Raw genomic sequence first — 24,416 nt, 5'->3', positions numbered from 1 at the left:
TTTTTTATTGTCTGAAGTTAAGTTAACTTAAGTTATGTAATCTGTAACAGAGTTCACTTAATTTTTGTTTATAAGTATTCCAGTTCATCAATCACTAATCGTGCTTCAGCGATAGTACAGTCAGTTTTAGCCATTAACTGGTTGATTGATATTCCTGGTTGCTTTGTTGCGATATTAACGAGCTCATGGTGGCTTAGGTTTTTCTTTTGCTCGCTTATGTATTTGGCTACCCATTGCCATGAAGGTTCTTCAGACTCATGTACAAAGGCAACAACCTGCTCTAATTGTTCAAAGCTAGCTGAAAGTATCCAATTTCTTGATCTTCCTTTACGCGCAAGCGAACAGCCTATAGCTCTTATCTCTGCTTTTAACGCATAAGCTTTAAGTACTCTTCGTAAAAATGAGGGTAGGGTTATTTCAAATAACTTAGGCACAACAAAGGTCTTCGATGGTGTAAACACATAATAAGCTTATCGTACTTAAGCATTTAATTTAAGTCTATCGACGTGTTTTTATTTTTAACTAAGATCTTATTAGGAATGAAATTTTTGAAGGCGGAATTATACCAAACGGATTAATTTATTGAGCAACTTAGAGCTACATTAGCAAGCTTAGAACAAGCAAAATTGATTAAACATAGTTATTCTATATTTTTTTAATTTTGTGATGTTATCAGTTTGCTAATGAGCTCCCGAAGGGCGAGAATTTAACTAGCGAAGCGTAAATCTCGGGGGCTTGCCCCCGTGCTGGATAGTGTATACTGGGGGGACACCAGTAAATGCTATTCTTCATATGGAACTTCAAAGAAATACACATCATGTCTTTAGATTAATGTACCACTTTGTGTGGATACCAAAGTATCGACACAAAGTCTTCATTGAACCTTATCGTTCAACAATGAAAGCAATTATTCAAAAAGTAGGATATGACTACGATATTGATATCGTAGAGTTAGAAATTCCGAGTGACCATATTCATATGGTTATTAGAGGGATCCCTAAACAGTCGCCAAGCGATGTTATGCAAATAATTAAAAGTATAACTGCTCGTGAGTTTTTTAGAATTTATCCTGAAATTAAAAAGCAGTATTTCTGGGGCGATAAATTATGGACACAAAGCTTTTTTGTTGAAACGATTGGTAACGCAACAGAAGAAGTTATCAGGAAATATGTTTAAGAACAGTTAATCGAATTAGATGGTAAAGAAATTAATAGCGATCAACTGAACTTGTTTTGAAACTCGGTCGCTTGCGGCCGAGAATTTTATAGGCTCATATGCCGCGTTATTGATTTTGACAAGGGAATAACCATTCTCTTCAATCAATGCCTTGCCTCTAAGCTTTTAAATTCTCGCTAAGTGAGCAATAAATTAATCCGTTTGGTATTAATGGGTTTATGGAAAACTAAATACAAAAAAGCCAGCTTAGTCGCTGGCTAAGTTGTGCTATTGGTGTATTACCATTTCTTTTTCGGTTGAAATAACATATCTAAATCGTCTTCTTCATCTTTCGCTTTTTTAGCCGCATCTTGTGCATTAGTTACTTTAAGCGCTGTTGTTATTTCTTCAAGCTTATCTTCTATTTCAGTGCGCTTTGTTGTTGTATATTCAGACTGATGTGGATGCGCTGTTAATGTCTGTAAAGCTTTTTCGAAATATTGACGAGCTGAGCCTAACATATCTTTTGAATAAGCTTTTTGACCACGACTTATAATACTTTCAACGCCAATTTTAAGCTGCATAGCATCTAAACGAAGATCTTGTTGGCTAAACATTGGCGCTTCTATTGTGCCTTTAGAATGCTCTGATTTAAGCATGGCGCGTAATTTTTTAATGGTTTGTAAAATACTAACGAGTTGTTGTTCATTATCAGGTAGAACAAAGCTTTCATCCGCTACTGGGCTATTATCTGCTTTGTTTGATTCTTTAAAAGCTGCTTCATGTTCTTGAACTTGTTGCTTCATCGCTTTAACGGTAGGAGAAAGTTGCAACATAGCTTTTGCCGCATTTAAGCTTCTTTTATTTAAAATATTAATTAAAACAGGATTAGCAGGTAAGTGGCTTAAATTAAGAGTGAGCTTCTGCAGACTCATCAATTATAGCTTTATATTTTGCTGATTTAGCACGTCTTTCTTTCTCTTGTTTTGCTTTATGCTGTTGCAGGGCATTGACTACCACTACACCGATCACCAATAAAACTATTAATCCGATGATGATTATAATCATATTTTACTTCAACTCGATTTTATATGAAAAGATACTCTGTGAGTCTACAAAAAATGCAGGGCTCTTGATAGTTTTAAATTAAATAATCAGTATAAATAACCGCTAAATATGATAAAAAATAGGGGTGTTTAGGTCACTAAATGCAATTTCCCCTTATAATCTTTTGATAAAAATTACGTTAAATAAAAATTAATATGGAATAAATTTTAAATTAAGTATATATTTTTGGAATAAGAAACTTTGAAGCAGCCATAAATGAAACTACAACAACTCCGTTACATTGTTGAAGTCCTCAACAATAATTTAAATGTTTCCGCTACAGCGGAGAGTTTATTTACTTCTCAACCAGGTATCAGTAAACAAGTAAGGATGCTTGAAGATGAACTTGGCATTCAAATTTTTGGTCGTAGTGGTAAGCACTTAACTCATGTAACCCCTGCGGGTAATGAAGTTATTAATATTGCGACAGAAATTCTTTCTAAAGTTGAAGCAATTAAAGCCGTAGCTCGTGAGCACACTCAACCTGATGAAGGTAAGCTACGTATAGCAACTACACATACACAAGCTCGTTATGCCTTACCTGAAGTTATTCAAGGCTTTATGAAGCGATACAGCAAGGTCTCCTTGCATATGTATCAAGGTACGCCTGCTCAAATTAGTGAATCTGCTTCAAAAGGTGATACTGATTTTGCTATTGCCACTGAATCCCTGCATTTATACAACGATTTAATTATGTTGCCGTGTTATCACTGGAACAGAAGTATTATTGTTAAGCCTGATCATCCATTAGCGAAAAAACGTGATATCACTATTCAAGATATTGCCAAGTATTCATTAGTCACTTATGTATTTGGTTTTACGGGTCGCTCTGAACTCGATAAAGCTTTTACAAGCGCAGGTTGTGAACCTAAAATTGCATTTACAGCAACCGATGCTGATGTGATTAAAACCTATGTTCGTATGGGTGTTGGTATTGGTGTTATTGCTTCTATGGCAATGGATCCTAAAATTGATAGTGATTTAGTGACTATTGATGCAAGTCATTTATTTAAACGTAGCACAACTAAAATTGGCTTTAGAAGAGGCACATTCTTGAGAGGTTATATGTTTGATTTTATCGAACGTTTTGCACCTCATCTTAATCGAGATTTAGTGACTCGAGCTGTATTATTGAAAAACAATAATGATATTGATGAGCTATTTTCGAACATCGAATTGCCTATCCGTTAAGTTTTGTTTTATTCAAAGAAAAAAGAGAGCATTAGCTCTCTTTTTTTATGTGTGCTTTATTTTAAAGTTAGAGATATAACAGTACGGGTAAGTAAGCCAAACTTATTTTCCAATACATGTAATCCGTTTGGTATAATATTTATTCTAACAAAACCTGATCAATACCAAACTATTAACACTCAGTAATGTTAACAGCTAAACCACCGCGAGATGTTTCTTTATATTTGGTTTTCATATCGTTGCCTGTTTCCCACATGGTTTTAATCACTTTATCTAAAGTGACTTTTTGTGTACCTGAACCACGTAAAGCTAATCGAGAAGCATTAATCGCCTTTACTGAACCCATAGCATTTCTCTCAATACAAGGAACTTGTACTAAGCCACCCACAGGATCACAAGTTAAACCTAGATTATGTTCCATGCCTATTTCAGCAGCATTTTCTACTTGCTGAGGGTTACCGCCCATAATTTCAGTTAAAGCACCTGCCGCCATAGAGCAAGCCACGCCAACTTCGCCTTGGCAGCCAACTTCAGCGCCAGATATTGAAGCATTGGTTTTATATAAAATGCCAATAGCTGCAGCGGTAAGTAAATACTTAATACAATCATCATCACTTACAGGTTTAACAAACTTATTGTAGTAACACAGTACTGCAGGAATGATCCCCGCAGCTCCATTGGTTGGTGCAGTAACAACTCTGCCTCCAGCAGCATTTTCTTCATTAACAGCAAGCGCAAACAAGTTAACCCAATCCATAGCGACGAGCGGGTCGCTATTCTTCTCGACGGTTAATGTTCGGTATAAGGCGGGAGCTCTGCGTGTAACTTTTAAACCGCCAGGTAATATACCTTCAGTTCTAATACCTTTGTCCACACAATCCTGCATCGCTTGCCATATATTGAGAAGCTGAGTTCTTATGGTTTTCTCATCATTTAAACACTTTTCATTATTCATCATAATAGTACTAACGTTTATATGATTTTCTTTAGCGATATTAAATAGCTCAGTACCGTTAGTGAATCGATGTGGGCGTTTAATATTGCTATGTAATGAAAGGGCTTTGTCTTTTTCTTTTTCAAAATCGCAGTCTTGAACAATAAAGCCACCACCAATAGAGAAATAGGTTTCTTCTAATATAAGCTCATCACTTTCATCAAAAGCGAATAATGTCATACCATTTGAATGGGCACTTAAGGTTTTCTTTCGGTGATAAATAATGGCGTCTTTTTTCGGAAAAGAAACATTATGGGTTTTATTTAGAGTAATAGTTTGAGTGTTAACGACTTGTTCAAGTATGTTATCTATCGCATCTACAGGAATCGTTTCAGGCTGTTCGCCACAAAGTCCTAATATTACAGCTTTACCTGTTCCATGACCGATACCTGTTTGTCCTAACGAACCGAATAATTCGCATTTAACGCGTTTAACCTGATCTATTTTATTTGTTTCTGATAAGTGCTGAACAAATAAATGGGCAGCTTTCATGGGTCCTACCGTATGAGAACTTGAAGGGCCAATGCCAATAGAGAACATATCAAATACACTAATCATGTTTAATTCCGAATTTAAGTTTGCTTTGTTTTTGTTTTGTGAAATTATATTTCGAAATGTGATGTTATATTAAAACTATTGCAGATAACAATAAAAGTTACTCATAGGTTTACATTTTTAAATTATTTTAAAGCTAACAGCGTGTTTTATTACTTGAACCCGAGCGTGTTTGAATTGAGCATAATTTAAATTTTAGCAGAATATCAAAATACTGAGAGAAGAATAAGGCGCTTTTTTACTTAAAGTTGAATAGATGAAATAGATACTAAATCAGAATGTAGATGAATTGAGACTTTACTATTTTTAGTTAGCTGACTTTAGCTCGGCTTAATGGCTTTTAACTGAGATGAATAGCTAAATCTTTTAACATTGAAGCTGTAGCTCCCCAAATATTGTATTCTTTATAGGGCATAAAATGGATGTTATGTGTGTGACTTTTTCGCTCTACTTTAAGTGTTATATGATTGGAATAATCTAAAAAATGTTTAAGAGGCACCTGAAATATCTCACTGACTTCATTAATATCTTTGGTAAATTCATAGTTGTTAGGGATCAAACCGACATAAGGCGTTACTACAAAACCTGATACAATATCATAAGAGTGCAAGCTACCTACAATAGTAATTAGTTCTTGTGGTAAGCCAATTTCTTCAAAAGTTTCTCTTGATGCTGTATCTATTAAGTCTTTATCTGTTGTTTCAACTTTGCCGCCAGGAAAGCTTATTTGGCCAGCGTGATGTCTTAAATGAAGTGAGCGTTTAGTGAGTAATACATTGAGTTGTGTACCATCGTCAATTAATGGGATAAGTACGGCAGCTTCTCTCAGTGGTTTGTTATGTTGATATTCGTGAATAGAAGCAGAGCTATTATTTAATGAATATTTAAGTAAGAATTCTTCTTTAGTCATTAGCTTCTCGTCATCTATGTTGAATTGAACTGCTTTTAAAATTGTTTGTTGTTAGCGTGTTAATTTTAGTAGAGCTTACTCAATATAATGTAACCTGAACATTAATTATTATAGAAGTTATTTTTTAAAACTGGCGTTATTTTTTTCAGCTTATCAAAGGTTTCTTGATACTCGTTAGCTAAAACAGAGTCAGCAACTAATCCGCCACCAGCCCAACAATGAATATTGTTTTGCTCGCATATTAACGTCCTTATCGTAATGCTAGTGTCCATATTTCCACAAGCAGAAATATAGCCAATTGAACCACAATAAACACTACGGCGGTTAGGTTCTAATTCTTCAATAATTTCCATTGCTCTGATTTTAGGAGCGCCTGTAATAGAGCCACCTGGAAATGCACCTCGTAATAAATCCGCAGCAGTAAACTCTGATGATAACTTGCCTTCAACAGTACTCACTAAATGATGCACGGCAGGGAAGCTTTCAATATAAAATAACTTAGGCACTACAACAGAACCTGCTTCACAGACTTTGCTTATATCGTTTCTAAGTAAATCAACAATCATCAGGTTTTCTGCTCTGTCTTTTGTTGAAAGCTGTAAAGTTTCAGCCGCTTGCTTATCTAGTGCAGGTGAAGTGTGTCTTGGTAATGTACCTTTTATAGGTTTACTTTGAACTTGCTGATTATTGAGCTGGAGAAAACGTTCGGGCGATACACTTAAAATAGCTGAATCTTCAAGGCGTATAAAAGCAGAAAATGGACCATTATTTTCTTTGCGTAGCGTTTGATAAGCTTCAAATTCATTACCTGAATAACTCGCTGTAAAACGTTGAGCTAAATTTATTTGATAGCAATCTCCAGCTAAAATATAGTTATGTACTTGAGTAAACTTTTCAGCGTATTCAGATTCAGTCATATTCGATTGCCAATCTGAATTAAGTACAAAATTTGAATTTTCTGCTGCCTTACTCTTAAGTAGCTTAAACAAAAACGCTTCAGTACTTGCTCTTTCATTTTCTATACAGAGTAAACTAAACGTATTGCTTTGGTTATCAAAAATAATCGCTTGCGTGTAAATACCTACAGCCATATTGGGTAAGTTAATGTCTTGCTCACACAGTTCAGGTAATACTTCAAATTCTCTGCCTAAGTCATAAGCAAAGTAACCAACAGCACCACCTTTAAAAGGGCTGTCGATCTCAGGTGATAAGTTTATATTGATGAAGGTTTCGTCGATTGCTTGGTTTAATAAATGTAACGGATCTTCAGTGCTTGTAATACTCGAGTTTTTAAATTTATTTGTAATAGTGGTTTGGCTATATAACTTAGGTTTTTGATTTGGTGCTTTTTCGTCCTGTGAACTAGAGGTAGAAAGGGTAACAACAGGATCCCACACCATAATATCAAAGCGGCTATCTACATGTTCACCATCACAAGAGTCTAACCACATCGACCAAGGTAAATCAGATAAAACAGCAAAAACTTCGTTCGAACACATTTCACTAGGCAAAGGTATAACTTTATAAGTTATCTCTTGGTTTTTAGGGAGTCTTTTACTTGATTGTTTATGAAGTTTTAACAAAGCATTTTTCTTATAATAGATGTGAGTATAATTATACTAAATAAGTTACTAGCGGCACTTTAACAAGCAAGGTATCATATCGGCAAAATTATAAGTTTCAACTAATTCCTCTCATGAATTTATATTCATAGGTTTTTTCTAAATTTAGGGAAATGTGACAAAGGTAAATTATGGCTATTATCAAACAACAAGATCTAATCGACAGCATTGAAGATGCACTTCAATATATCTCTTATTATCATCCTCTTGATTTTATTCAAGCGTTAGAAAAAGCTTATAACCGCGAGAAAAGCCAAGCAGCTAAAGATGCTATTGCGCAAATTCTTATCAACTCACGTATGTCTGCTCATGGTAAGCGTCCAATCTGCCAAGACACAGGTATTGTTACGTGTTTTGTTAAAGTAGGTATGGAAGTTCAGTGGGACAAAACAGATTTAACCGTGCAACAAATGGTTGATGAAGGTACTCGTCGTGCTTATTTAAATCCTGATAATCCTTTACGTGCTTCTATCGTTGCTGATCCTGCTGGCAAACGTATTAACACGAAAGACAACACGCCTTCAGTAGTACATATTGATATGGTGCCAGGTGGCGGTGTTGAAATTATGATCGCAGCTAAAGGCGGCGGATCAGAAAACAAATCTAAAATGGCTATGTTAAACCCAAGCGATTCAATTGCTGACTGGGTTGTTAAAACATTACCTACTATGGGTGCTGGCTGGTGTCCTCCTGGAATGTTAGGCATAGGTATTGGCGGTACGGCTGAAAAAGCAGGTGTATTAGCTAAAGAAAGCTTGATGGATCCAGTAAACATTCAAGAACTTATGGATCGTGGTCCTCAAAATGCTGAAGAAGAACTACGTTTAGAGATTTTTGAACGTGTTAACAAATTAGGTATTGGTGCTCAAGGTCTTGGTGGTTTAACAACTGTTGTTGATATTAAAATCAACTCAGTGCCAACACATGCAGCGTCTAAACCTGTTGTTATGATCCCTAACTGTGCTGCTACTCGCCATGTACATTTTCACTTAGACGGTTCAGGTCCTGCAGATCTTAAACCACCTAAATTAGAAGAATGGCCAGAAATTACTTGGGAAGTAGGTGAAAATGTTCGTCGTGTTAATGTTGATGAACTTAAAAAAGCAGATATTAGCGACTGGAAAACAGGTGAAACTGTTTTATTATCAGGTACTATTTTAACAGGTCGTGATGCTGCTCATAAACGTATTCAGGAGATGTTAGCTGCAGGCGAGAAATTGCCAGTAGACTTCACAGACAAGTTTATTTATTACGTTGGTCCAGTAGATGCTATTGGCGACGAAGCCGTTGGCCCAGCAGGTCCTACAACAGCGACACGTATGGATAAATTTACTGAAATGATGCTAGCTGAAACAGGCTTATTAGGCACAATTGGTAAAGCTGAACGTGGCGCAGAAACTTGTCAAAGTATTAAAAACCATAAGTCAGTTTACTTAATGGCTGTGGGTGGCGCTGCTTACCTAGTATCTAAAGCAATCAAGAAAGCTAAAGTCGTTGCCTTTGAAGATATGGGAATGGAAGCGATTTATGAATTTGAAGTTGAAGACATGCCTGTAACTGTAGCTGTTGATTCTACTGGTGAATCAGCGCACGTTACTGGTCCTCAAATTTGGAAATTGAATATTGAAGAAGCAGATAAGAAAGCTAAAGGCTAAAACTTTTAGCTAAGCAGAGATTACCCGGTTTAAACTGGACTCAGCTTATCTAGCTTTAATAAAACGTCATAAGGTAAAACTTATGGCGTTTTTTGCTTTTATAAACACCTAAATTTGTTATGAAATAAACGTAACCTACAGAATTTAATGTGTTTATCATTATTCTTTACTATAAAAAATAAGAGTATTTCTAGCCGTTAATTGATAATTATGATTTAATAACTGTTCATTTTTACAGTGTTGGTGCTTTATGGCTGCGTTTCTCCAAGGTTTCCCTACAGATTTATACTCTCTTTTAATATTAGCTGGCGTATTCCTCATCTTAGTTTTATTGCTTGTTATTGTGTTTAGAAAACAAGGCAACTCGGAATTAGAAGAGCAATTAAGATTATTAAGTCATACAACTGATAAAAACCATCAGCAATCAATTCATTACATTAGTTCCACTCATCAACAAGCTGCGTCACAACAGTCTGAGTTGAAAATGTATTTTGAACAGCAAATATCAGATTTTAAATTGAAGCTTTTACGTCAGCATTCTGACCAAGGCGAAAAGCAATCTCAAACCTTATTTGAAAGTCGCCATCAACTAAGTAATATTCTACATGAGCATCAAAATACCTTTAATGAAAATCAATTAAAGTCGATTGATCAATTGACCGAACATTTAAACAAAACAGGTCAAAGTAATCGTGATGAACTTTCAAAAGCTATGCAATTATCAAGTGATAATATGGCTAAACGCATAGATGAATTAACACTTTCAACCGATAATCGCCTTAAAGAAATTAACGCACAAGTTGAGCAACGTCTAGCAGAAGGTTTTGAAAAAACCACAAAAACCTTTAATGACATTTTGCAGCGTTTAGCTTTAATAGACGATGCACAAAAGAAGATAACCGAACTATCAACTAACGTAGTTAGCTTACAAGAGGTATTAGCCGACAAACGTTCTAGAGGTGCATTTGGTGAAGTTCAGTTAACGGCGCTTATTCGTAATGTGTTACCTGAGCAGCATTTCTCGCTACAACATACCTTATCAAACGGTAAAATTGCCGACTGTTTATTAATGTTACCTAAGCCTACAGGGAACGTGGTTATCGATTCTAAATTCCCGTTAGAAAGCTATAAGAAAATGGCAGATAACTTACTGGGTGATCACGACCGTAAAGCTGCAGAAAGACAGTTTAAAGTCGATATCAAAAAACATATTAATGACATTAGCGATAAATACCTAATTGATAAAGAAACATCTGACGGCGCTATTATGTTTATTCCCGCAGAAGCTATATTTGCTGAAATACATGCTCATCAAAGTGACTTAGTTGATTACGCCAATAAAAAACGCGTATGGCTTGCATCACCAACTACATTAATGGCAATACTAACAACATCGCGTTCGGTATTAAAAGATGAAGAAACCCGTAAACAAATTCATGTAATACAAGCTCACTTGTCTGGTCTTTCAGATGATTTTGGACGTTTTAGAAGTCGCTTTAATAACTTAGCTAAACATATTGACCAAGCGGCAAATGATGTAAAACAGATACATACGTCAGCAGATAAAATATCAAACCGCTTTGAAAAAATAGAAAGTGTTGATTTAGATTTGATTGAAGAAGATAAAGAAGCTGAACATGTAGAGCAAGTAGAACAGAAATAAACAGCTAAGCTTTACTTAATTTATAACGGAAAATCTACATCTAAACGTCTCCACTTCATGACCTTGTCTTGAAAAGTGTTTCAAATTTAAGTGTTATTTTCTTCTCTATAAAAATATACTATCGAGCTTAATGGGTTAGCGTCATAAGTGACGATGCTAATTCATCAGCTTGATATTCTTTCGTTCTTCGACGACTAAGAAACATATAAAACCATATATAAGTTATAAATAATAAATAAAGGACTATCTGTGAAAAACATATTTCAATCACTATCAATACTATTGGTTATCTCTCTTTCTGTATCTTTTGCCATTAACGTTAAAGCAAATGTATACCAACAACTTACTTCAAATGATTTGGTACAAGTTAAACTTGCAGCTCAAACCATGTATGCAGGACGAGAAGTTAATCGTGAGAATGCCGATATATTGGCTGAGATTTTACTATCAAAATATGAAAATGCATTAACGACTGAAGTCGATACTCTAGCTTGGGCATGTAAAACGTTGGCGGCTACAAAAGATGGGCGTTATAGAGATTTATTAATTAGAATTGCTCAAAGTGACGCACCAAAAAAATTAAGAAAATACGCAAAAAGCTCTTATAAACAACTTCCTGAAGGTGCTGATAGATATAAAAAAGGCACACTTGATTTAGCTGCTTTACAAAATAAAGAGACTGTACGCGCTTCTAAGGTGGAACCTATTTTACCTAAAGCTGACTTAAATAAAAAAGAGCGTATGTTATTTACGATTGCTAAAGGCGATTTAGGCTCAATTAAGCATATGGCTCAAACTATTTATGCTAAAGAAGAAACTGATACTGACATTACTGATGCATTAAGTGAGTTTCTTTTAATTCATTATAAAGACTCAGCTGAATATCAAGCCGATACATTAGCTTGGATTTGTCGTGGTTTTGGCGAATTAGATAATGGTAGATATACCCAAGTTATGGAGCTTGTATCAGAAAAAACTAACCATATAAAAATCAGACGTTATGCTAATAGTGCGTATAAAGATTTACCAAAAGCAGAAAATTCATATGTAAAAGGCACTGTTAACTTTCAAGAGATTATTGAGAAGTATAAAGCGATTTAAATGAGTTAATATTGGTTTGAATTATCTGTGTTTTTTAACTTTCTTTTTTCTAGGGTGTTTAAAGCTTAGAGAAATTAAAGTGTCAGCTTCAATTATAAATACTGCTTTGTCTGGAGTCGGTTCGCCTTTAAATAAACTTGGGTTTTGTGAAAAGGCAACGGGCTCTTTAGGTATTAATAATGCAGACTTATCGAGTTTGTTGTTCAAGTTTTTATCTTGGAAAGCTCTTACTGCATAATAACCATGTTTTAATTGATCAAATTCGACAGTTAGCTTTTTTTCAGAGAGGTAAACAAGTTTAGTCTGAACTAAGTTAGTTAACTCCCAATCATTATTCTCATCATTCAATAGCTGTAATAACTCAATTTTAATTGGGGTTTCTGTGGTTTTCAGTTTTTTTATTAATACGGTTAATTTAAAAGTATCCTGCGTTGACTGAGCCATTGATGTGTTCACAAAAACCATTGAAGTTAATAGTATTATTTTTTTTAAAGTCTTTATGTTCAAAAGTAGATCGTTTTTATTTACTCAGGGTTTTGCTATGATACGTGACTTAATTTCGGTGGGCAATAAAGGGAGTATTTAGTGCGCAATATTTTAGTGATCGGTTATTCACAAACAGGGCAGTTGAAACAGATCACAGATGCTATTATCAGCCCTCTAAAAAACAGTGCAACTGTTACTGTTGATTACCACCAAGTTACGCCTAAAAAAGCCTTTTCTTTTCCTTGGTCTTTCTTTGATTTTTTTCAAGTTATGCCTGAATCTGTTTATATGAAACCGATAGAGTTGTCGTCGCAGGCGCCAATAGATAAAAAATATGACTTAATTATATTATCTTATCAAGTGTGGTTTTTGTCTCCCTCTCTCCCTATTTCAAGTTTTTTACAAACAGAAGATGCAAAAATACTTTTTAAAAATACACCTACGATTACCGTACTGGGTTGTCGTGGAATGTGGTTAACGGCGCAAGAAAAAATGAAAGGGCTCTTAGCTAATGTAAACGCTAAATTGATTGATAATATTGTTCTTACCGATGAATGTGGCGCTGGTTTTAGTTTTTTAGCTACTCCGTTATGGATGTTCACGGGTAAGAAAAAATCACTTTCTTGGGTGCCTAAAGCCGGAGTTTCTGAGCAAGATATAAATGCTGCGGAACGTTTTGGATTAGTCATTAAAGAAAAGTTCTCCAACCCTTCAAATGAAAATGTCGATTTATCTCAATCTATGATGACAGGTTTAGATGCGGTAAAAATAAATGAAAAGTTTATTTTTAGTGAAAAAATAGGTCACCGTAGCTTCAAAGTATGGGGTAAGCTATTAATGCTTTTAGGACCTCAAGATACGTTGCGAAGAAAAATAGGTTTATGTTTTTACACAACATTTTTAGTTATTTTGATTGTTACTGTTGTACCCATTACAGCATTAATTATAAAGTTACTTTCATCAATATTTAAGAATAAAATAGCTAAACAAAAACAGTATTATGCTCAACCTTCAGGAGAGTGACCGAGTAATGGCAAAACGTGTCTTTATTAATAACATTTCAGCAGTACTTCCAAATAAGAAAGTTTCAAACTCAGAAATGGAAACAGTTATTGGTAAAATAGCAGGGAAGAAATCACGCGCTAAACCTGTAATTTTAAGAAGTAATGGAATTAAATCTCGATACTATGGTATTGATCCTGAAACAGGAGAGTTTAACTACACTAATGCTTCTTTAGCTGCTGAAGCTGTGCGTAATCTTTTTGATTCTGAAGCTGATTTACATGCAATAGATAGCTTAGTTGCCAGTACATCTATGGCTGATCAAGTTATGCCAAATCATGCGGTTATGGTACATGGCGAATTGAAAAACCCACCTTGTGAAGCTGTTTCAACATCTGGTATTTGTTTATGTGGAATTACTGCATTGAAATATGCTTTCTTAAATATTAAATCAGGTGAAAGTAAAAAAAGTGTAGTTGTCGCCAGTGAATTAGCGTCAGGGATCATGAAGTCAGAAAACTTTGAAGCTGAATGTGAACATAAAATTTCTCAGCTAGATGCTCATCCAGAAATTGCTTTTGAAAAAGACTTTTTACGCTGGATGTTAAGTGACGGAGCAGGTTCGGTGTTAGTTTCTGATCAAGCTAACACTGATGGAATATCATTAGAAATAGATTGGATTGATGTCTATTCATTTGCTAATGAAATGGAAGCTTGTATGTATTCAGGCGCTGATAAAAAAGACGGACAGCTTGTTGGTTGGATGAACTACAGCGCTAAAGAAAGAGAACAACTATCCATAATGTCAGTAAAGCAAGACGTTAAATTGCTTAACGAAAATATTGTTAGAACAACGGTTGAAAAAGCACTATCTAAAATTATTAATAAAAGAAATATATCAGCTGAAGATTATGATTTTTTCTTACCACATTATTCATCACATTATTTTAGAGAGCGATTATTTGAAGGCTTAGTAAACGTTAACTTTTCTATTCCTTATGATAAGTGGTTTACTAACCTTACAGAAAAAGGCAATACAGGTTCCGCTTCTATTTTCATTATGTTGGAAGAGTTATTTACCACTAAAGAGCTGAAGTCAGGCCAGAAAATATTATGTTATATTCCTGAAAGTGGGCGATTCTCAGCTGCTTTTATGCAGCTTAGCGTGGTGTAATATGAAAAAAGAAGAAGTTCCTCAAGACTCATGTAAATCTTATAGTGGCCATAAAAAACTTATTTATGCTGTAGATGAACAAGGACATTACGAAGGTGTTAAATCTTCAGGCTGGGAAGTTGAAGGTTTTGCCACTGAAATGGCAGTGAAAGCATTAGATGAACAATTAGCTAAAGCAACGACAGAGTATCAACAAGGTGAAATTTCAGCTTTAGGTTATTACATACCATTGCTGCGTTTTGACCTTATGTCGTTAGCTCATGCAACGGGCTTTTTTCAATGGCAAATTAAACGCCATATGACGGTTGCAATATTTAATAAATTATCTGATAAAAAGCTGATGAAATATTGTGCTGTATTTAATGTTTCCTTAGATGAATTCAAAAAACCGGTGATCAAATAATGAGTGCTATTGTAAATAATGTTGTTCATCGTCAATCGTCTCATTGCGAGTCGGGCGTAGTAGCTAATATGTTAAATAGCCAAGGGTTTGAATTATCAGAGCCTATGGTTTTTGGATTAGCATCAGCGTTAATGTTTGTTTATTTACCTATGGTTAAAGTTGGTGGTTTACCGCTGATAGCTTACCGTATGCCACCAAAATCAATTATATCTTCAGTATGCAAAAAGCTTGATGTGAAGTTAACATCGCAAAAATTCTCAAATGAAGATGAAGGCATGAAAGCACTCGATCAAGCGCTTTCTGAAGGTAAGCTTGTTGGTCTACAAACGTCTGTTTATTGGTTGCCATATTTCCCTGAAGATATGAGGTTTCAATTCAATGCTCATAATTTAACTGTGTACGGTAAAAATGAAGCAGGTGATTACCTTATAAGTGATCCTGTTTTTGAAGACGTTGTTACTTGTCCGCCTGAAAATTTAAAACAAGCTCGTTTTGCTAAAGGTATGTTAGCCGCTAAAGGCTTAATGTATTTGATGGACAAACCGCAAGTTAATGCTGATTTAGAAATACAAATTCGAAAAAGCATCAAAAAAACGGCAAAAATGATGAATGGTTTAGTCTTACCCTTTTTTGGTATCAAAGGTATTTATCATCTAGCTAAAAAAATTGATAAATTAAAAAATTCCTCAGAACAAGAAGTAGGAATGTTTTTAAGTAATATAGTAAGAATGCAGGAAGAAATAGGTACTGGCGGAGCTGGGTTTCGCTTTATGTACGCTAGCTTTTTAGATGAAGCTTCTCAACTATTACAAGATGAAAAGCTACATGAGATTTCTAAATTTACTACTGAAGTAGGTGACCTATGGCGAGAGTTTGCTATGAAGGCTGTACTCTTCTGTAAAAAACGGAAAAATATAAGTTTAGAAGAAGTATCTGAAAGTTTAAGAGTATGTGCTCAGCACGAAACTCTTTTACGAGAAAAACTATTAGCGTGGAGCAAATAAGAAATGAATCGTAGAGTATTAGTAACAGGATCAGGCAAGGGCATAGGTAAAGCTATTGCAATTAAATTGGCTGATATGGGCTTTGATATTTGCTTACATTGTCGTTCTGATATCAATAGTGCAAAAGAAGTTGCTGCTTTAATCGAAGAAAAAGGCGTAAAAGCCTCAATTATTCAATTTGATGTTGCTGACAGACAAGCGGCTAAAAAAGTTCTTGAAGCTCAGCTTGAAGAGTTTGGTAGCTTTTACGGTATTGTGTGCAATGCGGGTATTTCAGCAGACACTGCTTTTCCAGCAATGACTGAGCAAGAGTGGGACAGTGTTATTCATACTAACCTAGATGGTTTTTATAATGTATTACACCCACTTGTTATGCCTATGGTAAGTGCACGTAAAGGTGGCAGAATTATTACTATCTCATCTCTTTCAGGAGAGATAGGTAATCGTGGTCAAGTTAATTACAGTGCTTCAAAAGCTGGTATTATAGGTGCAACTAAAGCTTTAGCCTTAGAATTAGCTAAACGTAAAATTACAGTTAACTGTGTTGCTCCTGGTTTAATTGAAACAGAAATGACTGAAGACTTACCTGTGGGTGATATAAAGAATATGATCCCGTTAAGACGAATGGGAAAACCAGAAGAAGTAGCAAGTGCTGTAGGTTTTCTTATTTCTGATGATGCAGGTTATGTTACCCGCCAAGTTATTTCTGTAAATGGCGGTATCTCTTAAATCTGTTGAGTAATACAGGTTTTAGGTTTGTAAATATAATCACCAACATACGAATATTGTGCTGGTTTCATTGATTTTTTAGATAAATAAAAGGGAATATAAAATGAATATAAGTAAATTAATTATTGTTTCAATCGCCGCTCTTGTAATGACAACGTCAGCAGAAGCACGTGATGATCGTAATAAATACGAAATTCAGTCGTTATTGGACAGCGAAAAAGCTAAAAAAGCACTATTAGATATACCATTACACTTTGCTGAAAATAGCCCAACAAAATTTGAATCTACATACGGCGAAGTTTCTACCAATAAAAAAACCAATGCCTTTATGAAAAGCGATCAAGAAGCTTGTGAATGGGCAATGTTGTCAGCTTTAAAAGCACTTCAAGAACGAGCAGTTAGAGAAGGTATGACAGATGTTGTAAACATCACCTCAAACTATAAAAATCAGCCTTTTTCATCTGCTACAGAATTTGAATGTGGTTCAGGTGCTGTAATGGCAGGTGTTGCTTTAAAAGGCACGTTAGTAAAAATAGCTAAGTAATCCTCATTTATAATGATTGATTAAATACCGTAATAATTATTTATTACGGTATTTTTATATTTAATCTTATTAATACTTTAAGTTGTTAAATAATAAGGGATATGTTGATAATAAACCTCGTTCAATCTCAGTGTTTATTTCAATAATGATTCACACATGCCAAATGCTATTTATGTAAAACACTTAAGCTTTAAGTATAAAAGTAATCACTTTTATTCTTTATCTGATATCTCCTTAACAATTAAAGCCAATAAATGCACTGGTATTATTGGACCTAATGGAGCTGGAAAGTCGACATTTATTTCTGCTTTATGTGGTTTGCTGCCGTCATTTGAAGGAGAAGTTTATTATGAAGACTCAGACGCTAAGTCGTTAACTAAAGCGGTTAAAGAAAAGGTTGCTTTAGTCCCTCAAGAATATGCATTTTATCCTCAGCTAACGGTTAAGCAAAATCTCTACTATTTTTTATCTTTATGCATATCATCCCAAAAAACTATTCCTAATAAGCATACGCTTATCAACGAAATACTTGAACAGTGCGTACTTACACAAGTTAGCAATACTAAGGTAAGTAAACTTTCTGGTGGTTATAAACGCCGTTTGAATATTGCTATCGCTTTAGTGAAACAACCAAGTGTATTGTTTTTAGATGAACCTACTGTTGGAATAGATCCTGAATCTAGAGCCATTATTATTTCGTTACTACAACAGTTTAAAGCTGAAGGTAAAACCTTGCTATTTACTTCACATATGCTTGAAGAAGTAGAAAAAGTCTGTGACGACATTATTATGCTACGTGATGGTAAAGCCCTTGTTATGGAACAAGCAGAGCAAAAAAACTTATTACTTTCAATCGAATTAAAACAGCCTGTTTCTCACGTTGCTTATCTGAGTAATTATCAAAAAGTTGATGAAGTTAAATACCAAATTTTACTCACTTCAGCTGATGAGTTGAGTAAACATTTATTGTTGCTGGGGGGATCAAACTTGGCGATAAAAAAAATAAACTATTCGGCAAACTCGGTTGAACATATGTATAAGCAAGCGGCAGGTAATTAATATGATTTTAAGTAGCCTAAATAAAGAAGCTCGCATTATTTTAAGTGATATTCATAGTATTGGTGTTTTACTGGTTTTACCTATCGCATTTATGTTGATAATGACTTTTGCGATGAGCGAGCAGCATACCGACGTGATAAAGAAAACCACAGTGAGTTTTTTATCCGGTAATTCAGATGATATTTCTTTAGCTTACCAAGGTTATATAGAGCAGCAAGGTTTTAGTTTAGTCGCAAAAGATCAAAAGGCGGATATTTCAATACAGTTACCTGAAGCGTTTGATCAGAAAATATTAATGGGTTTAGACAAAGGGTCTATCGACGTAAGTTTACATTCAGGAATAACACCGCAAAAAAAACTCGTCGTTATAAACTATATTCACACCGCTTTATCTAAAGCCAAATTACATGCATTTATGTTAGAGAGTGGTGACTTAGATGAAGACATGCCACTCAATGAACAAATAACAGCAATTGATAATAGCACTGAAGTTGCTTCTTATTTCAATATCAATACGACAGGTCAGCAAGCTACAACACCTATTTTATATAGTGTGCCTTCTTGGATAGTGTTTGGTTTGTATTTTATTGTTTTGCCGGTGTCGATTACTGTAATTAATGAGAAACAAAACGGTACGCTGATCCGCTTAAAAACCTTTCCTATCTCAACTTCCCAATACTTTTTGAGTAAATTCAGTGCTTTTTATATTCTGAGCATTTTCCAATTGATTCTTTTATCTTTGGTGGGGGTATTTGTTGTTCCTATCGTAACCGAACAGCCTGATATTATTATCAATAACTGGGCTATCTATTTTTTTAGTGCTTTATTTATTTTACTTGCGGCTAATGCTTTTGCGTTTTTTATAGCAGCTTTGGTTAACAGTTATGAGCAAGCCATCGTATTTGGAGGTGGCATCAATATATTATTAGCTGCAATTAGTGGTTTTATGGTGCCAATCGATATTCTGCCTGAGGTGATGGCTCAAGTGGCAACTTATTCGCCATTATATTGGTCTGCTGAAATTATACGTGCAATGTTTACCGGTAGTTCATTTACTGATGTTTTACCTTATTTACTTAAACTATTGGCTTTTAGTGCCTTAGCATTGTCGGTTGGCTTTTACTTATTCATCAACAAGATCAGGAAACTAACGTGGAATTAGAACAATTAAAACAAAAACTAAAACAGATGATCGTTGAAGAGTGTGAAAAAGAAGATGATATTGCTTGGCAAGATATTACAGATGATGAAATGTTATTTGGTAGTGAATCTAGAGTGGGCTTAGATTCTTTAGATGCACTGCAGTTATCTTTAGTTTTTAAAAAAACTTTTGCAGTAAAAGTAGAAGGTTCTAAAGAAAGCCGAAAACATTTAACCACCATAAATAGTATTGCTAATTTGATTAATGAAAATAGCTAATATGGCACTTATTTCTTCTCATTACGTACTTAAACATTATGCACTTAAACATTACCACCTTGAATATGAGGAATGCCAATGAATTCAGTTTTTGTTATTGCCACTTCATCTATTAGTGCTATTGGTGATCAACAAGAATGTCAGCAAATAGATGATAGTCAAGCTAATTTGGTTGACGTTACTATTGCTGCTGAGAATAAAAGTGCCTTATATTTCCCAATAAATAAAAATAAGTTAGATAAAAGCTTTGATGAGATGATCCTACTTTTATCAACTCAAATAGAAAAAGCACTCAAACAATCTAATTTAACAGCAAAAGAGCTAAGCGAAACCGTTTTGTTTTTAGGTTCTACATCACTTGATATTTCATGTGTTAAACCTGACTCTTCTGAATCAATATGGCTTTCTCAAACAGATAAACTCAGCCAAACACTAACTAAGTTATTTGGTTTACATACCATACATTACACTTTTAATACTGCTTGTACTTCTAGTGCTAATGCCTTGTTATATGCTGCTCAGTTGATTAAACATAACAAAATTAAACATGCGATTGTTATAGGTTGTGAGTTTTATAATCAATTATCAGTAAGTGGTTTCGACTCGTTAGATTTGTTTAGCACAACAGGCGTTAAACCTTTTTCAAATACACGTGATGGTTTGATATTAGGTGAGGGTGTTGGTGTTTTAGTGTTATCTACTCAACAAAACTCAGCGACTATTTTTGAAGTTTTAGGTGGTTATTCATCGTGTGATGATTTTAGTTTAACGATTACTGATGAAGAAGGTGAGCATATTACACAAGTGGTAGAAAAAGCCCTGAGTAATACCAACATAAGATCAATAGATATCGATTTGATTAAAATTCATGGCACAGCTTCTGAAAAAAGCGATTTAGCTGAATACAATGCTATTGCGGGTTTATTTAACACGAAAAAGGTTAAACACACTGATGCTGAAACTTTGTCTGTTGAAGTAAATGTTCATCCGAGCATAATCGGCTTTAAATCTTTTTTAGGTCATACTTTAGGTGCTTGTGGTGTGTTAGAGCTAGCAATTCTTGAAGATGTTTTTCAAAAAGAGATTTTACCACGTTGCCACTATCAACTGGAAAGTCCACAGACACTTTTATATCCCTTTTTACAATCAGCTAAAGCTATTACGTCATCAAAATATATGCTACTTAATCACTTTGGGTTTGGTGGTAATAATGCTGCGATCATCTTAAAAAATATAAAGGTAGTTAACCCTATATCTTCTGAATTTATTACAGAGGGAAATATATGATGAGGGCAATGGATAAGTTATCTTTGGTTAGATATGAAAAAGTCAGTTTATCTAACGAACTTACCGATAAAGAAATTCGTAATTTAGTCAAAACCGAAACCCAGTTGCCCGTAAGACGCCTCGATACTTTTACGTTAATTTCTTTACTCACGGTACATCGTTTATTTAATCAAGAGCACTCTCATACGAGTAATGACTATGTTGCGAGTAATAATCCTGGTTATGCTACAGAGTTAATCGATAGTCAATTTAAAGTCGAAAACAAACTTTCTTTGTATAGCGCAGCGGAATATTTAAGTGTCGATCTTTTTCAATCGGTACTTAGCAATATGCATAATAATGAATCTGTTCGCCCATTCGACTTTATTGCTACTGTTGGTAATGCAGCAAATTTTTATATAGCGAAAGAGTTCAATATCAAAGGTCCAAACATCTTTATTGGTGCTAGTGAAAAGCCCTTTTTGAAAAGTTGCGCTCTTGCTGAAGTAGACTTATTAGAAGGTTTCAGTGAACAAGGTGTAATTGTTGTTTGGCATTTAACTAAAAGTTATCGTCAATGTTATGCTTTTATTGTTGAAGCGCATAACAGTAAAAATACATCTCTAGCAAACACTCAAATCTTAGAAATTTCAGATACAAACTTAGATATTGATACCCTAATAAAACAAGAGGCAGATATACCCGTTCCGTCACTTATTCAAAGTCTGTTTTAAAACCTATCATGTCTGAACTTATTTTATACTCAAAAATCAGTGAGCTTTGGTTTGTTGAACAATATGAAAATCTTACCTTATTACTGAATGATCTAGATAAACAACGTTTTGATAAGATGAAAAGTCAGCTAAAGCGTAAGCAACTCGTGTTAAGTCGATTTTTATTACAGCAAGCTGTGCTTGAATTACTAAATGAAGATAAACATTCAATACAAAGCTACCACATCGAAAACTATCATCAGTTAATTATTAATCAGCAATATCACTTTTCCATTTCAATTACTCATAGCGGTCCTATCGCTGCAGTGTGTGTTAGTAAACGTCAATTAAAGCTTGGAATAGATGTAGAGAAAATAAAGCCAAGAAACTTTATCGAATTATCTGCAGAAATTTGCACACTAAATGAATTAACTCGTATTAAAGCAGGGCAGTACCAGCCTGTGAGTTTTTATCAATTATGGACAGTAAAAGAAGCATTAACCAAAGCTACGGCAGCTAATTTAAGAGACTCTTTTTCTTTTGATTGTTCACCAGTACTAAAGAAAAATTATGGTGTAATTATCTTAGCTAAAGAGCCGTTTGCTTATAACACCATTAGCTTATCTCACGAGTCAGATTCTTTTGTGGGAACTGTCGTTGTTGAGTTATTAGATTATAATCGTTCAAATAATAATATTTCCGAAACCACGTGCAATAAAAATAGTGCTATTTCTTGGCAGTATTACACAAGTTAAAACCTCTCTTATTAATTGTTTTTATTAACTTATTACCTTGTATTTATTCATATTAATTGACTCGTTGTATTTATTCTTTAGTTGAATTGAGCTAGTGCATTAGGTAGAATTTACTGATAAAGGAGCGGTTGATATATATATGAAGTTTGCTATTGAAAAGTGCGTGGCATGGTATGGAAATATACGTACTACAGAAGATTGGCAGTTATGGGCTAAAGGGGAATTAGAATATTCACCTGAAGACGATCTACCACCATTAAAACAAATTCCTCCTATGCAGCGAAGACGCTTAAGTCCGTTCGCTAAATTCTCATTTCATTGCATTCTTGAATCTTTAGGTAACAACATAAGTGACATTCCTTGTGTGTTTTCATCACGTCATGGCGATTTACATAAAACCGCTAAGCTGATTGAAGATGTTGCTACTAAAAGTGATTTATCTCCTACGAACTTTGGTTTGTCTGTGCATAATGCGGTTGCTGGTTTGTATAGTATTTTTGCTAAAAACAAACAGGCGATGACAGCTATTTCTGCAGGTGAAGATTCGTTAATGATGGCGGTAGTTGATGCTTACGCAAAATTAGAAAGCCAAAATTTAGACCAAGTACTTGTTGTTTACACCGATCAAATCGTACCTGAACAATACAACCAATTTGTTTCAGATAAAGAGCAAACCCTAGCCATAGCATTTGTACTAAGCAAAGCACAGTCTGATTCAAGTATGTCATTAAGCTTCGAACCACAAACGGCTAATCACCAAGAAGATGAAAGCTTCCAGCCGCTTGAGTTCTTAAAGTTTATCCACGGGAAAAATACAACAGCAGCTATTCAATCTACACGTTATCAATGGCAAATGAGTAGAAATTTACTTTGAATAAACTAAACAAATATTGGCGAATTTTTGCAACAGGATCTGCATTCACTTTATTTGGTTTAGGTGGCATCTTATTAACAATTATTGTATTTCCTGTTGTTAACTTTATACATAGACATGATGAGTATCAACGTAAGTACAGCGCTAGAAAAGTTGTACATAAAACTTTTAAGATGTTCGTTAACTACATGAGCTTTGTTGGGATTTTAAGTCTCGAAATTGAAAACGAAGAACAACTCAAAGAACATAAAGGCAAATTAGTTATTGCCAATCATCCATCACTTATTGATGTAGTGGTTTTAATTTCTATTATCGAAAATGCTGATTGTGTTGTTAAAGCAGGCTTATGGAAAAATCCATTTTTAAAAGGTGTTGTTAGTAATACGGGCTATATCAATAACGAAGAAGATCCTGATACCTTTTTAAAAGACTGCAATAAAACATTTGAAGAAGGTAATAACTTAATCGTTTTCCCCGAAGGGACACGTAGTTCCGTAGGCAAGCCTTTAACTTTTAAACGTGGCGCAGCCAATATAGCTATTAGGGCTGAAGCCGATATTGTTCCGATTATTTTAACGGTTACACCTACAACGTTAACCAAAGAATTAGCTTGGTATCAGATACCCGATAAAAAATTTACAGTTAAGTTAGTTGTTAATCCTGTATTATCAACGCAAAAATATAGAGAAGCTGGATCAGTTTCTAACTCAGTAAGGGAACTTACTCGAGATTTAGTAGAATATTATAAAGAGGAATTTACCACTCATGAATGAGTTAATCACAGAAGTAAAACAACTGATAATTGAAACATTAGAATTAGAAGATATTGAACCAGCAGATATTTCAGACGAAGAACCGTTATTTATTGATGGCTTAGGTTTAGATTCAATAGACGCATTAGAACTGGGTGTGGCAGTTAAAAAAGCGTATAATGTAAAAATTGACGGTGATTCTGAAGACAGTAAAAAGCATTTTTACTCAGTTAAATCATTATGCCAATTTATAGAACAAAATAAATAAATATTAGGTATTAAA

Annotated in this window: 27 protein-coding genes; 20 read left to right on the top strand and 7 right to left on the bottom strand. The window is 34.5% G+C overall.

Annotated features, from left to right (window positions below; genetic code table 11):
* Nucleotides 1–68: 68 nt before the first annotated feature.
* A complete protein-coding gene (locus tag ACPUVN_RS09965) occupies nt 69–461 on the bottom strand; it encodes a ribosome recycling factor family protein (RefSeq protein WP_426360466.1) in 393 nt (130 codons plus the stop codon).
* A gap of 331 nt (nt 462–792) precedes the next feature.
* Between ACPUVN_RS09965 and tnpA the strand changes: the two genes are divergently transcribed.
* The gene (gene tnpA / locus ACPUVN_RS09960; protein WP_426360555.1) at nt 793–1,176 is read left to right on the top strand and encodes an IS200/IS605 family transposase; all 384 of its coding nucleotides are present in this window, start codon (nt 793–795) and stop codon (nt 1,174–1,176) included.
* Nucleotides 1,177–1,454: 278 nt separating this feature from the next.
* Here tnpA and ACPUVN_RS09955 read toward each other — a convergent pair whose 3' ends face one another.
* Together ACPUVN_RS09955 and ACPUVN_RS09950 are read right to left on the bottom strand one after the other, a co-directional pair.
* The gene (locus ACPUVN_RS09955) at nt 1,455–2,090 is read right to left on the bottom strand and encodes a hypothetical protein (protein ID WP_426369019.1); all 636 of its coding nucleotides are present in this window, start codon (nt 2,088–2,090) and stop codon (nt 1,455–1,457) included.
* Complete coding sequence (locus ACPUVN_RS09950) at nt 2,065–2,223, bottom strand: hypothetical protein (RefSeq protein ID WP_426369018.1); 159 nt, start codon at nt 2,221–2,223, stop codon at nt 2,065–2,067. The genes ACPUVN_RS09955 and ACPUVN_RS09950 overlap by 26 nt, the downstream gene beginning before the upstream one ends.
* Before the next feature lie 255 nt (nt 2,224–2,478).
* Between ACPUVN_RS09950 and cysB the strand changes: the two genes are divergently transcribed.
* Complete coding sequence (cysB, locus tag ACPUVN_RS09945) at nt 2,479–3,453, top strand: HTH-type transcriptional regulator CysB (RefSeq protein WP_426360468.1); 975 nt, start codon at nt 2,479–2,481, stop codon at nt 3,451–3,453.
* A gap of 172 nt (nt 3,454–3,625) precedes the next feature.
* On the opposite strand, the gene ACPUVN_RS09940 is transcribed toward cysB, so the two are convergent.
* The 3 genes from ACPUVN_RS09940 to pabB all read right to left on the bottom strand — a co-directional run bounded on the left by ACPUVN_RS09940 (nt 3,626) and on the right by pabB (nt 7,495).
* Nucleotides 3,626–5,005 carry an L-serine ammonia-lyase gene (locus ACPUVN_RS09940; protein ID WP_426360469.1) on the bottom strand — a complete coding sequence of 460 codons (1,380 nt, stop codon included), beginning with the start codon at nt 5,003–5,005 and terminating at the stop codon, nt 3,626–3,628.
* Nucleotides 5,006–5,342: 337 nt separating this feature from the next.
* Nucleotides 5,343–5,912 (bottom strand): CoA pyrophosphatase, encoded by a 570-nt coding sequence (locus ACPUVN_RS09935; RefSeq protein ID WP_426369017.1) that lies wholly within the window; start codon nt 5,910–5,912, stop codon nt 5,343–5,345.
* Between the two features lie 101 nt (nt 5,913–6,013).
* On the bottom strand, nt 6,014–7,495 hold the full coding sequence (gene pabB / locus ACPUVN_RS09930) for an aminodeoxychorismate synthase component I (RefSeq protein ID WP_426360471.1): 1,482 nt from the start codon (nt 7,493–7,495) through the stop codon (nt 6,014–6,016).
* A 170-nt stretch (nt 7,496–7,665) separates the two neighbouring features.
* Here pabB and ACPUVN_RS09925 point away from each other — a divergent pair, with 170 nt between their 5' ends.
* From ACPUVN_RS09925 to ACPUVN_RS09915, 3 genes are all read left to right on the top strand, one after another.
* Nucleotides 7,666–9,189, top strand: a complete 1,524-nt coding sequence (locus ACPUVN_RS09925; RefSeq protein ID WP_426360472.1) for a fumarate hydratase — start codon at nt 7,666–7,668, stop codon at nt 9,187–9,189.
* Nucleotides 9,190–9,439: 250 nt separating this feature from the next.
* On the top strand, nt 9,440–10,852 hold the full coding sequence (locus tag ACPUVN_RS09920) for a DNA recombination protein RmuC (protein ID WP_426369016.1): 1,413 nt from the start codon (nt 9,440–9,442) through the stop codon (nt 10,850–10,852).
* 249 nt (nt 10,853–11,101) lie between these two features.
* The gene (locus ACPUVN_RS09915; protein ID WP_426369015.1) at nt 11,102–11,953 is read left to right on the top strand and encodes a hypothetical protein; all 852 of its coding nucleotides are present in this window, start codon (nt 11,102–11,104) and stop codon (nt 11,951–11,953) included.
* Nucleotides 11,954–11,974: 21 nt separating this feature from the next.
* Here ACPUVN_RS09915 and ACPUVN_RS09910 read toward each other — a convergent pair whose 3' ends face one another.
* On the bottom strand, nt 11,975–12,397 hold the full coding sequence (locus ACPUVN_RS09910; protein ID WP_426369014.1) for a DUF2141 domain-containing protein: 423 nt from the start codon (nt 12,395–12,397) through the stop codon (nt 11,975–11,977).
* Nucleotides 12,398–12,538: 141 nt separating this feature from the next.
* Between ACPUVN_RS09910 and ACPUVN_RS09905 the strand changes: the two genes are divergently transcribed.
* From ACPUVN_RS09905 to ACPUVN_RS09835, 15 genes are all read left to right on the top strand, one after another.
* Nucleotides 12,539–13,462 carry a dialkylrecorsinol condensing enzyme gene (locus ACPUVN_RS09905; protein ID WP_426369013.1) on the top strand — a complete coding sequence of 308 codons (924 nt, stop codon included), beginning with the start codon at nt 12,539–12,541 and terminating at the stop codon, nt 13,460–13,462.
* 7 nt (nt 13,463–13,469) lie between these two features.
* A complete protein-coding gene (locus tag ACPUVN_RS09900) occupies nt 13,470–14,615 on the top strand; it encodes a beta-ketoacyl-ACP synthase III (protein ID WP_426360477.1) in 1,146 nt (381 codons plus the stop codon).
* A 1-nt stretch (nt 14,616) separates the two neighbouring features.
* The gene (locus tag ACPUVN_RS09895) at nt 14,617–15,018 is read left to right on the top strand and encodes a hypothetical protein (protein ID WP_426360478.1); all 402 of its coding nucleotides are present in this window, start codon (nt 14,617–14,619) and stop codon (nt 15,016–15,018) included.
* Nucleotides 15,018–16,022 carry a BtrH N-terminal domain-containing protein gene (locus ACPUVN_RS09890; RefSeq protein WP_426360479.1) on the top strand — a complete coding sequence of 335 codons (1,005 nt, stop codon included), beginning with the start codon at nt 15,018–15,020 and terminating at the stop codon, nt 16,020–16,022. Before ACPUVN_RS09895 ends, ACPUVN_RS09890 begins: the two co-directional genes overlap by 1 nt.
* 3 nt (nt 16,023–16,025) lie before the next feature.
* Nucleotides 16,026–16,751 carry a 3-oxoacyl-ACP reductase FabG gene (gene fabG, locus ACPUVN_RS09885; RefSeq protein ID WP_426360480.1) on the top strand — a complete coding sequence of 242 codons (726 nt, stop codon included), beginning with the start codon at nt 16,026–16,028 and terminating at the stop codon, nt 16,749–16,751.
* A gap of 103 nt (nt 16,752–16,854) precedes the next feature.
* Complete coding sequence (locus ACPUVN_RS09880; protein ID WP_426360481.1) at nt 16,855–17,295, top strand: excinuclease ABC subunit A; 441 nt, start codon at nt 16,855–16,857, stop codon at nt 17,293–17,295.
* 156 nt (nt 17,296–17,451) lie between these two features.
* On the top strand, nt 17,452–18,354 hold the full coding sequence (locus tag ACPUVN_RS09875; RefSeq protein ID WP_426360482.1) for an ABC transporter ATP-binding protein: 903 nt from the start codon (nt 17,452–17,454) through the stop codon (nt 18,352–18,354).
* Nucleotide 18,355: 1 nt separating this feature from the next.
* The gene (locus tag ACPUVN_RS09870) at nt 18,356–19,516 is read left to right on the top strand and encodes an ABC transporter permease (RefSeq protein ID WP_426360483.1); all 1,161 of its coding nucleotides are present in this window, start codon (nt 18,356–18,358) and stop codon (nt 19,514–19,516) included.
* The gene (locus ACPUVN_RS09865) at nt 19,507–19,773 is read left to right on the top strand and encodes an acyl carrier protein (RefSeq protein ID WP_426360484.1); all 267 of its coding nucleotides are present in this window, start codon (nt 19,507–19,509) and stop codon (nt 19,771–19,773) included. Before ACPUVN_RS09870 ends, ACPUVN_RS09865 begins: the two co-directional genes overlap by 10 nt.
* A 78-nt stretch (nt 19,774–19,851) precedes the next feature.
* Complete coding sequence (locus ACPUVN_RS09860; protein WP_426369012.1) at nt 19,852–21,060, top strand: beta-ketoacyl synthase N-terminal-like domain-containing protein; 1,209 nt, start codon at nt 19,852–19,854, stop codon at nt 21,058–21,060.
* Nucleotides 21,057–21,773 carry a hypothetical protein gene (locus tag ACPUVN_RS09855; RefSeq protein ID WP_426360486.1) on the top strand — a complete coding sequence of 239 codons (717 nt, stop codon included), beginning with the start codon at nt 21,057–21,059 and terminating at the stop codon, nt 21,771–21,773. Before ACPUVN_RS09860 ends, ACPUVN_RS09855 begins: the two co-directional genes overlap by 4 nt.
* A gap of 8 nt (nt 21,774–21,781) precedes the next feature.
* Complete coding sequence (locus ACPUVN_RS09850) at nt 21,782–22,507, top strand: 4'-phosphopantetheinyl transferase family protein (protein ID WP_426360487.1); 726 nt, start codon at nt 21,782–21,784, stop codon at nt 22,505–22,507.
* Between the two features lie 139 nt (nt 22,508–22,646).
* Entirely contained in the window at nt 22,647–23,381 is a 735-nt protein-coding gene (locus tag ACPUVN_RS09845) for a beta-ketoacyl synthase chain length factor (RefSeq protein WP_426369011.1), read from the top strand.
* On the top strand, nt 23,378–24,154 hold the full coding sequence (locus ACPUVN_RS09840; RefSeq protein WP_426369010.1) for a lysophospholipid acyltransferase family protein: 777 nt from the start codon (nt 23,378–23,380) through the stop codon (nt 24,152–24,154). Before ACPUVN_RS09845 ends, ACPUVN_RS09840 begins: the two co-directional genes overlap by 4 nt.
* Nucleotides 24,147–24,401, top strand: a complete 255-nt coding sequence (locus ACPUVN_RS09835) for a phosphopantetheine-binding protein (RefSeq protein ID WP_426360490.1) — start codon at nt 24,147–24,149, stop codon at nt 24,399–24,401. Before ACPUVN_RS09840 ends, ACPUVN_RS09835 begins: the two co-directional genes overlap by 8 nt.
* The last annotated feature ends 15 nt before the right edge of the window (nt 24,402–24,416 follow it).

The organism is Pseudocolwellia antarctica, assembly GCF_049933045.1.
Lineage (GTDB): Bacteria > Pseudomonadota > Gammaproteobacteria > Enterobacterales > Alteromonadaceae > Pseudocolwellia.
This window is presented reverse-complemented; position numbering and strand designations above follow the sequence as displayed.